The organism is Streptomyces sp. BR123, from assembly GCF_013401435.1.
GTDB lineage: Bacteria > Actinomycetota > Actinomycetes > Streptomycetales > Streptomycetaceae > Streptomyces.
This window is the reverse complement of sequence record NZ_JACBGN010000283.1, coordinates 1-9,228: the sequence shown is the minus strand read 5'-3', so window position 1 is coordinate 9,228 and position 9,228 is coordinate 1. Positions and strand designations below refer to the sequence as shown.

At 75.5% G+C, this 9,228-nt stretch carries 8 protein-coding genes; 6 read left to right on the top strand and 2 right to left on the bottom strand.

The window, feature by feature from the left end; translation table 11 throughout:
- Positions 1–86: 86 nt before the first annotated feature.
- The 3 genes from HYE82_RS29790 (at position 87) to HYE82_RS29780 (ending at position 4,009) form a co-directional block, all read left to right on the top strand.
- Entirely contained in the window at positions 87–1,574 is a 1,488-nt protein-coding gene (locus tag HYE82_RS29790) for an MFS transporter (RefSeq protein WP_179177297.1), read from the top strand.
- A 161-nt stretch (positions 1,575–1,735) separates the two neighbouring features.
- A complete protein-coding gene (locus HYE82_RS29785) occupies positions 1,736–3,646 on the top strand; it encodes a C1 family peptidase (RefSeq protein WP_179177296.1) in 1,911 nt (636 codons plus the stop codon).
- Between the two features lie 21 nt (positions 3,647–3,667).
- Positions 3,668–4,009, top strand: coding sequence for a hypothetical protein (locus HYE82_RS29780; RefSeq protein ID WP_179177295.1), 342 nt, complete (start codon positions 3,668–3,670; stop codon positions 4,007–4,009).
- On the opposite strand, the gene HYE82_RS29775 is transcribed toward HYE82_RS29780, so the two are convergent.
- The gene (locus tag HYE82_RS29775) at positions 3,969–5,267 is read right to left on the bottom strand and encodes a DUF418 domain-containing protein (RefSeq protein ID WP_179177294.1); all 1,299 of its coding nucleotides are present in this window, start codon (positions 5,265–5,267) and stop codon (positions 3,969–3,971) included. The genes HYE82_RS29780 and HYE82_RS29775 overlap by 41 nt on opposite strands.
- Positions 5,268–5,413: 146 nt before the next feature.
- Here HYE82_RS29775 and HYE82_RS29770 point away from each other — a divergent pair, with 146 nt between their 5' ends.
- Together HYE82_RS29770 and HYE82_RS29765 are read left to right on the top strand one after the other, a co-directional pair.
- Positions 5,414–5,584, top strand: coding sequence for a hypothetical protein (locus HYE82_RS29770; protein ID WP_179177293.1), 171 nt, complete (start codon positions 5,414–5,416; stop codon positions 5,582–5,584).
- On the top strand, positions 5,581–6,957 hold the full coding sequence (locus tag HYE82_RS29765) for a nitrate/nitrite transporter (protein WP_179177292.1): 1,377 nt from the start codon (positions 5,581–5,583) through the stop codon (positions 6,955–6,957). The genes HYE82_RS29770 and HYE82_RS29765 overlap by 4 nt, the downstream gene beginning before the upstream one ends.
- Before the next feature lie 399 nt (positions 6,958–7,356).
- Here HYE82_RS29765 and HYE82_RS29760 read toward each other — a convergent pair whose 3' ends face one another.
- Positions 7,357–8,187: a maleylpyruvate isomerase family mycothiol-dependent enzyme gene (locus HYE82_RS29760; RefSeq protein WP_218783219.1), complete on the bottom strand. Its 831-nt coding sequence runs from the start codon at positions 8,185–8,187 to the stop codon at positions 7,357–7,359.
- Between the two features lie 148 nt (positions 8,188–8,335).
- Between HYE82_RS29760 and HYE82_RS29755 the strand changes: the two genes are divergently transcribed.
- On the top strand, positions 8,336–9,130 hold the full coding sequence (locus HYE82_RS29755; protein ID WP_179177290.1) for a carbon-nitrogen family hydrolase: 795 nt from the start codon (positions 8,336–8,338) through the stop codon (positions 9,128–9,130).
- Positions 9,131–9,228 lie beyond the last annotated feature (98 nt).

The window sequence follows — 9,228 nt, the reverse complement described above, 5'->3', positions numbered from 1 at the left end:
CTCCTGCCCCGCCCCCGCCGCCTGGGACCTGACGGACTGGCGGGCACCTTCCGAGGCCCGCTCCCGGCGGCTGCCAGACTCCCCGCATGGACGTTTCCCCGGAGACCTCGGCCGAACCGCGGAACGCCCGGGCCGCCTTCGCCCTCCTCGGGACCGTGCAACTGCTGCTCAACGCCTCGGTGTCGGTGACCTTCGCCGCCGGTCCGGCCATGCAGCGCGAACTCGGCCTCGGCCGCGTCGACCTCATCCTCGACAGCGCCGCGTACGGGATCTCCTTCAGCGGGCTCCTGCTCCTCGGCGGCCGCCTCGCCGACCGGGTCGGCCCGCGCCGCCTCTTCTCCCGGGGCACCGCCCTCTTCGCCGCGGCCTCACTGGCCGCCGCCCTCGCCCCCGTCTCCCACGCCGTGCTCGCCGCCCGCTTCCTCCAGGGCTGCGGTGCGGCCCTCGCGGCCCCGGCGGCCATGGCCCTGCTGCGGGCCGTCTTCCCCGAGGGCCGGGCGCGGGCCGTCGCCCTCGCCCGCTGGGGGCTGCTGACCAGCCTCGGCGCCGCCGTCGGCATCGTGCTCAGCGGGGCGCTGTCGACCTGGGCGAGCTGGCGGTGGAGCTTCGGGGTCCTCGCCGTCGTGGCCCTCGCCGCCCTGGCCTCCGCCCGCCGCGCCCTGCCGGCCGGGCCCGCGCCCGTCCGCGTCCCCGTCGACCTGCTGGGCGCGGTCCTCGGCACCCTCGCCCTCACCACCCTCGGCTACGGCTTCGTGATGGCCGGCCCGCACGGCTGGACCGCCGCCGTCCTCGGCCCGCTGGCCCTCGGCGCCGTCCTGCTCGGCGCCTTCGCCGCCGTCCAGCGGCGGGTGGCCGCGCCGCTGCTGCCGCTCGGCTTCCTCGCCTCCCGGTACCGGGCCACCGCCCTGGTGTGCGCGCTGCTCGGCCCCGCGATCGGCGCGGCCACGGCCTTCCTCCTGGCCCTCTACGTCCAGCAGGTGCGCGGCTGGTCGGCACTGGAGAACGCCCTCGCCTTCGTCCCGTACAGCGCCGTGCTGATCGGCGTCGGCCTCGTCGCCGGGCGGATCGTCGCCCGCCACGGGGCGCGCGCGGTCGCCGTCGCCGGACTCGCCGTCATCGCCTGCGGGCTGTTCCTCATCGGCACCGTCGGGCTGCGCACGGACTCGGCGGTGCCCGTACTGGCCGGCCTGGTCGTCCTGTCGGCGGGGAACGGCTTGCTCATGTCCGCGGCCGTCGTGGGCGCGGTCGCCGGTGTCCCGGAGGGGCGGGCCGCCCTCGCCGGGGCGGTGGTCAACACCGCGATCCTGGCAGGCCCGCCCGTCAGCCTCGCCCTGATCACGTCCGCCGCCGACGCCCGTACGGCCACGCTGCTCGCAGCGGGCGATCCGCACGCGGCCACCGGCGGGTACGCCTTCGCCTTCGAGGCGGCCTGCGCGGTGTTCGCGGCGGCCATCGCCCTGGCCGGGTACGGGCTCTCCCCGCGCCGCCGGTCCCGTACCGCCGGGCCGTCCGCCGGGCCGTCCGCCGGGCACGCCGCCGACGGGCGGCCCCAGCGCTCCTCCACCCCGGCCTGACCAAGGAGTGCGGGCAGGGACGGGGGTCACGGGGCCGGCACCCCGTACGCCGGGTACGACCCCCGTGCGACCGCGCGACCGGCCGGACCCCCTTGACGCCCCGCCGTGCCAGGTGGACGCTCCCGCGGTCGCGATCCACACGGTGCAGCTGGGGGGCCACCATGCCGGAGCAGTCAGTCGAGTCCGTACAGACGGCGGGGGAGCTGCGCGCGCAGCTCGCGGAGCACGGGGCGCGCTGGTCGGTGATGGAGCACCTGGCAGACGACGAGGCCGTGCCGCGGCCCGCGCTCGGCTTGGAGCCCGGGGCCAACCTGACCCCCGCCGCGGAGGCCGGGACCGTCGACCTGCGCGCCCTCCTCGGCCGCCCGAGCGCCAACCCGCACCTCACCCGCCGCCGCGCGGCGCACGGCCTGCTGCCCGGCACGCCGGCCGCCGTCGCCGGCCCGTCCGTCACCGCCCGGCCCACCGCCGTCGACTGGCGCAGCCGCTGGGGCCGGCCCTGGATCACCAAGGTCAAGGACCAGAACCCGTGCGGTTCCTGCTGGGCGTTCGGCGCCGCCGGCCTGGTGGAGTCGATGGCCCGGATCGAGCACGGCGTCTGGGCGGAGCGCTCCGAGGGCGACGTGCACGACGGGCTGCGCTTCACCTGCGGCCAGGGCTCCAACCCGGAGACCGCCCTCGACTGGATCCGGGCCAACGGCGGGCTCGCCGACCCGGACTGCTGGCCGTACTCCCCACCCCCGCCGTCCGTGCCCGCCGACCGCCGCGACGCCTGGCGCGCCGAGTACACGCCCAGCTGGGACCGGTCCGGCCGCACCGTCCGGATCGGGGACTACGTCCGCCTCGGCGACGTGGAGCAGCAGAAGGTCTGGCTCGACACCGTCGGCCCGCTCACCGCCTGCTTCGACGTGTACGACGACTTCTTCGGCCTCGGCTCCGGCGTCTACCACCGCACCGGCGACCGCTTCGCGGGCGGCCACTGCGTGCTGATCACCGGCTACGACGACGCCGCCGGCTGCTGGCTGTTCAAGAACTCCTGGGGCACCGGCTACCACGCGGGCGGCCACGGCCGGATCGCCTACGGCGAGGTCCGCATCGACCACTGGGCCAAGTGCGGTCTGCGCGGCACCAACGTCGACCCGTGGACCAAGCGCCGCCTGCACTCGGGGAACGTCTACGAGAGCGGCAACGGCCGCGCCCACCGCAACTTCGAGATGCTCGCGACGACCGCCGGCGGCCGCCTCCAGCACTGGTGGCGGGAGGGCGACGCCCCCTACCCGTGGGCCCGCGCCGCCGTCTTCGCCGCCGACGCCTCCGGCCAGCCCGCCTTCACCGGCACCACCTACAACCGCAACATGGAGTCCGTGCACGTCACCACCGGCGGCCGGCTGCGCCACTGGTACTACGAGCAGTCCGCCGGCACCTGGCGCGACGGCGGAGCCTTCGGCCCGGGCGACGCGGCCATCGGCTCCACGCCCGCGTTCATCCAGAGCGACTACGGCAAGCCGGGCAACTTCGAGGTGGTCGTGCGCACCGCCGACGGCCGCCTGGGCCACTGGTGGCGGATCAACGGCGCCCCCTGGACCTGGAACGACGGCGGCCGCTTCGCCTCCGGCATCGCCCACTTCGGGCCCGCCCTGGTGCAGACCCGCAGCCGCCGGCTCGACCTCGTCGCCACCCGTACGGACGGCCGGATGCAGCTGTGGTGGCGCGACGACCCGAACGGCTTCGTCTGGCGCCCCGGGGAGGTCTTCGGCAGCGCGGTCACCTCCGCGCCCTGCCTGATCGAGGGTCAGTACGGGGCCGTCGACGAGGACACCGCCGGGAACTACGAGCTGTGCGTGGCCGTCGCCGGCGGGCGGGTGGAGCACTGGTGGCGGGGGAACGCGACCGGCACGGACTGGCGGCGCAGCGCCGTGTTCGGGCACGACGTCGTCGCCGTCACCGGGATGCTGCAGGGGAGCTTCGGGTTCAACCTGGAGGTCGTCGTCCTGCGCACCGACCGGCGGCTCCAGCACTACTGGCGGGACGGCGCGGGCTGGCACGAGGGGCCGGTGATCGGCCCCGCCTGAGCGGGAGGGAGGCGGTCGCGGGTGGAGGCGCCGGAGGTGCGCAGGCTGGCCCTGGGCGCGGGCGAGTCGTACGAGGTGCGGCTCGCCGGGCGCGGGGCCCGAGGCTACGTGTGGACCTGGCAGGTCACGGGCGACGCGGACGCGGTCGCGGTGGATGCGGCCCCCAGCCCGCCCGTGGCGGTGCCGCCGGGCGCCGCGGTGGAGCTGGTGTACACGGTGCGGGGGACCCGCGCGGGCGGGCGGGCCAGGATCCGCTTCGCGCAGATCCGCCCGCCCTACCCGCAGGAGGCCCCGTACGAGGAGCTCGTGCTGGAGGTGGAGGTCACCCCCGGGCGGTCCGCCGGTCCGTCCGGCGGGGCGTGAGCGCCCAGTGCTGTACGGCTTCCAGCGGGCCGCGTTCGAAGCGGCGCAGCCACAGCCAGGACCCGGTGGCCAGGGCCAGGGACACGGCCGCCCACAGGCCCATCACCCACCAGGGGCCGCTCCCGGCGAAGCGGGCGGTGAGGCCGAGGCCGATCCCGTAGCAGAGCAGCATGCACAGCAGGTTCTGGCCGACGTAGGCGGACAGCGCGGTGCGGCCGACGTTCCCGAGGGCGGCGGCGCCGGGGAGGACGCGGCGGTCCAGGGCCCAGCCGATCAGGCCGATGTAGCCGACGGCGACCAGCGGGGCGATCACGTAGCGGCCGAGCACGAAGTAGTCGGAGCCGCCGAGCGCGGCGGCGGTGCCGAGCGGCAGGCCGAGGCCCAGGCCCCAGCCGGCCATCCGGGCCCGGAGGCGGCGCCCGGCGGCGGTCGGGGCGAAGGCGCCGGCCCGGTGGAGTCGTACGCCGAGGAGGAAGAGGAAGACCAGCAGGCCGAAGGAGAAGACGGGCTCGATGCGCAGGATGAGGGCGTGGTCGAGCCGGAAGCGGATCTGGTCGGGCCAGCTGCCGTCGGCGTAGAGGCGGACGGCGTCCGGATCCGGGGCACCGGTCGCGGTGTCGGGCGAGGCGAGGCTTCCGAGGGTCACCAGGCCGACGAAGGCCAGGTGCACGGTGGCGGCCGTCCACAGGGCCGCGCGCCGCACCCGCTCGGAACGGGCCAGCAGCCAGGCCACCAGCAGGGCGGTGACCGCGTACCCCATGAGCACGTCCCAGGCGAAGACCAGGAGGAAGTGGACGGTCCCCTCCAGGAAGAGGAACGCCGCACGGCGGGGGTAGCGGCCGGGCCAGGGCTGTCCGCGGCGCGCGGCGGAGTCGAACTGGATGGCCAGGCCCACCCCGAACAGGATGGTCAGCAGGGACAGGAACTTGCCGTCGGCGAGGAAGCGGAAGACGAACTCGGCGATGGTGCCCGGGGCCGGGTCGGAGACCGGGTCGGGCAGGTCCAGGCGCCCCTGGAGCACGCTCCACTCGGAGCCGGGCGAGGTGAAGATCCAGACGTTCGTCATGAGCGTGCCGAGGATGGCGGCGCCGCGCAGGACGTCGAGGAGCGGGAGCCGGCCCCCTGCCGCGGCGTCCGTCGCCTTGCCCGTGGCCGGGACGGCTGTTGCGGTGGGGGCGGTTGCGGTCGCGGTCGTGGTCGTGGTCGTGCTCGTGGTCTCCGAGGGTCCGGGAGCGTCGGGGCGGGTGCTGTGGGCCATGCATCCAGCGTCCCGGCGCGTACGGCCCGTCTCGTCCTGCGGCCGGACGAAGCCGGTGTACATCCTTCGATGCAGCCCCCGGGGGCGGCGGTCCGCATCCCGGACGGCACAACAGGTTGCACGTTTCATGTATCTAACCTGTGTTCATGGCTGCTCCCGCCCCGGCTCCTGTCCCCGCGTCTGCCCTCGCCCTCGCCCTCGCCCTCGCCGCCGCCCTCGCCACCACCGCCGCCGCCGACCCCGCTCCCGCCGCCGTACGGGGCCGAGCGGGCCGCGTGGGCCGCGCCGAGGTACCGGTCCGCGGGACGGACCGGTGACCGGCCCCGCGCCGGACGCGACGGCGGCGGCCCCCGCCCCGCAGGAGCCGCCGGGCGGGCGGCGGGCCGCGGTCGTCTGGTCGATCGGTGTCGCCGTCTACTTCGTCGCGGTGACCTTCCGTACCAGCCTGGGGGTGGCCGGCCTGGAGGCCACGGACCGCTTCCACGTGAACGCCTCCGCCCTCTCCGCGTTCTCCCTGCTCCAACTGCTCGTGTACGCGGGCATGCAGATACCCGTCGGCCTGATGGTGGACCGGCTCGGCACCAAGCGGGTGCTGACCCTCGGCGCGGTCCTGTTCACCGCCGGCCAGCTCGGCTTCGCGCTGGCCCCCTCGTACGGCACGGCGCTCGCCGCCCGCGCCCTGCTGGGCTGCGGGGACGCGATGACGTTCATCTCCGTCCTGCGGCTGGGCACCCGCTGGTTCCCGGCCCGGCGCGGGCCGCTGATGGCCCAGCTGGCCGGCCTGGTCGGCATGGCCGGCAACCTGGTCTCCACCCTGGTCCTCGCCCCCGTCCTGCACGGTCTCGGCTGGACCGCCGCGTTCGCGGGCAGTGCGGGCGCGGGCCTGCTGGTGCTCGTCCCGCTGGTGCTGTTCCTGCGGGACCACCCCGAGGGCTCCGAACCCCCGCCCCCGGCCCGGCCCGCCGCGGGCGGCGGCGCGGGCGGCGGCTTCGTGCGCCGGCAGATCCGCGACTCCTGGCGGGAGCCCGGCACCCGCCTCGGCCTGTGGGTGCACTTCACCACCCAGTTCCCCGCGATGGTGTTCCTGCTGCTGTGGGGCATGCCCTTCCTGGTCGAGGCGCAGGGCCTGCCGCGGACCACCGCAGCCGGGCTGCTGACCCTCGTGGTCGCCTCGCACATGGGCTTCGGCCTGGTCTACGGCCAGATCATCGGCCGCCGGCAGAGCGCCCGGCTCCCGCTGGCCCTCGGCACCGTCGGCACCACGGCCGCACTGTGGGCCGCGGTCCTGGCCTTCCCCGGCGAGCAGGCCCCGATGTGGCTGCTCGTCACCCTGTGCGTGGTGCTGGGCTCCTGCGGGCCCGCCTCGATGATCGGCTTCGACTTCGCCCGGCCCGCCAACCCGGCCGAACGGCAGGGCACCGCCTCCGGCATCACCAACATGGGCGGATTCCTCGCCTCCATGACCACCCTGCTGACGGTCGGCGTGCTGCTCGACGCCACCGGCGGCGACTACCGGATCGCGTTCTCCTCGGTCTTCGCCGTCGAACTCCTCGGCGTCGCCCAGATCCTGCGCCTGCGCGGCCGCACCCTCGCCCGGGAGCGCGAACGCGAATCCTGCCCCCCGCCGCGGCGACCGGCCCCTTCCCCCGCCCCGGTGCGGACGCTCCCGGGCCGTGCCGCCGCCGAGTGAGACCCGGCCGGTGCCGGCCCGCGCGCCGTGTTCCGGTCCGCCGGCGGGGCGGGGCAGACCCCCGTCCTCCCCCGCCCCGCCGCCGGCGGTCCACGGCCATCCGGCCGGGGGCCACGAGCCCCGGACCGCCCGCGCCCCCGTGACGGGGACGACGAACGGCCCGCCCCGGTTCTCGCCACGAGGCCGAGGAGACGCGGCATGGCCGGGCCCGGGCCCGGCCCCGGGCCCGAGCACGAGGAGATCCGCCCTTCCGCACCGCGGCCCCGCAGAGCGACCCGCACGAGGCCCGCCCCAACGCGTTCCTGCAGTTCACCGGTTCGCCCGGAACGAGCCGGGCATGGCATGGGCATGGGCATGGGCAGCGCCCTCCCCGAAGACCGGATGCGAGCCCGGCCGGCCCTACGGGGTGACGGAGAAGTTCGCCAGGATCGCGGCCGCGAGCTCCGCGTCACCGTCGGTCTTCACCCGGTCGGCCACCGCGTGCGGCCGGACCCGGCCCGCCGCCAGCCGTACGTACGTCTCCCAGTCCATCGCCAGCGTCACCGCGGGCCCAAGGGAGGGCGTCGAGTCGATCGTCCCGCGCCCCGAACCGTCCACCCGGACCGTCCGCAGGAACTCCACCGGCCCGTGCACGTCGATGACCACCGCCGAGTGCGCGGGCGCCCCCGCCAGCTTGGCGACCACCTTCGGCAGCCCGGCGAGCAGGATGTCCTGCGCCACGAACGCCCCCGGCGAGTCCCAGTTCCCCGGCACGCCGAGTGCCGCCCGCAGGTCCTGCTCGTGGATCCACACGTCGAACGCCCGCAGCTGCAGCGCGAATTCCAGGGTCACCTGGTTGCCGAGCGGCCCGCGCACCATCGTCGACGGGTCCCGCTTCTCGTTGCGCAGCTGCCGCGCACGCCGGATGACCGTGTACTCCAGCTCCGAGGTCATCTCCGGCGCAGTGTGGTGCCGGCGGACGTCAACCTGGACCTCCATGTACCGGGTGAACTCGTCCACCACGTGCCGCAGGTCCCGGGGCAGCGTGTGGATGGGCCGCGGATCCCCGAGCATCTCGGTCTCGATGCCGATGATGTGCGACACCACATCGCGCACCGACCAGCCCGGGCACGGCGTCGCCCGGTTCCACTCGCCCTCCGACAGGGGGAGGACCAGCTCGGATATCGCCTCGATGGAGTGTGTCCACGCGTCGGCATAGGGCTGGAGGCTGGGATGCGGATGGACGGTCAACGGGACCCCTCGCGTGCTGTTCGGCGGTGCCATGTCGGGAAGCGTGTGGACGGATTCCAAAACTACGCTGCCGGTGCGTACCCCGGCAGTGCTTTCGTGTGACGATCGTAGGCCGAGTTGACGGCTTGAATACCAGGATGGTGGTACTGTGCGCGCCTCGCTGATCCAAATCGCGGTGACCGACAATGAGTCGGTGGCCCGCCGACGGGCCCGGGCAGCCGATCTCGTACGGGAACAGGCCGGCTCCGACCTCGTCGTCCTGCCCGAGCTGTGGACCGTGGGCGCCTTCGCCTACGAGCTGTTCGAGACCGAGGCCGAGCCGCTGGACGGCCCCACCTTCGAGGCCATGTCCAAGGCGGCGAGCGACGCCGGGGTCTGGCTGCACGCCGGCTCGGTCGTCGAACGCGCCGGCGACGGCTCCCTCTACAACACCGCCCTCGTCATCTCCCCGGCGGGCGAGCTCGCCGCCAGCTACCGCAAGATCCACCGCTTCGGCTTCGACCAGGGCGAGGCCGTCATGATGACCCCCGGCGACTCCCTCGCCACCGTGGCCCTGCCGGAGCAGACCCTCGGCATCGCCACCTGCTACGACCTGCGCTTCCCCGAACTCTTCCGAGGGCTCGTCGACGCCGGGGCCACCACGATGGTCGTCGCCGCGGGCTGGCCCGCCCGCCGCCGCGAACACTGGACCCTGCTGAACCGGGCGCGGGCCGTCGAGAACCAGTCGTACGTCCTCGGCTGCAGCCTCGCCGGCACCCACGCGGGGGTCGAGCAGGCCGGGCACAGCCTGGCCGTCGACCCGTGGGGAGAGGTCCTGGCCGAGGCCGGCCCCGGTGAGGAGGTACTCACCGTCGAACTGGACCCGGCGAAGGTCGCCGAGACCCGCGAGCAGTTCCCGGCCCTGAAGGACCGCATGCTGGGCCTGCACCCCCCGACCCGCTGACCGCCCAGCGCCCGGCCCGCTGACCGACCCGCTGACCGGCCCCCTCGATGCGAGCCCGGCCCGGCCCGGGGCGGGGCGGGGCGGCCCCTGCCGGGGCA

Bases quoted from the DNA above. Each gene is read 5' to 3' on its own strand.
- HYE82_RS29790 (WP_179177297.1), top strand. From the start codon at position 87: ATGGACGTTTCCCCGGAGACCTCGGCCGAACCGCGGAACGCCCGGGCC.
- HYE82_RS29785 (WP_179177296.1), top strand. From the start codon at position 1,736: ATGCCGGAGCAGTCAGTCGAGTCCGTACAGACGGCGGGGGAGCTGCGC.
- HYE82_RS29775 (WP_179177294.1), bottom strand. From the start codon at position 5,267: ATGGCCCACAGCACCCGCCCCGACGCTCCCGGACCCTCGGAGACCACG.
- HYE82_RS29770 (WP_179177293.1), top strand. From the start codon at position 5,414: ATGGCTGCTCCCGCCCCGGCTCCTGTCCCCGCGTCTGCCCTCGCCCTC.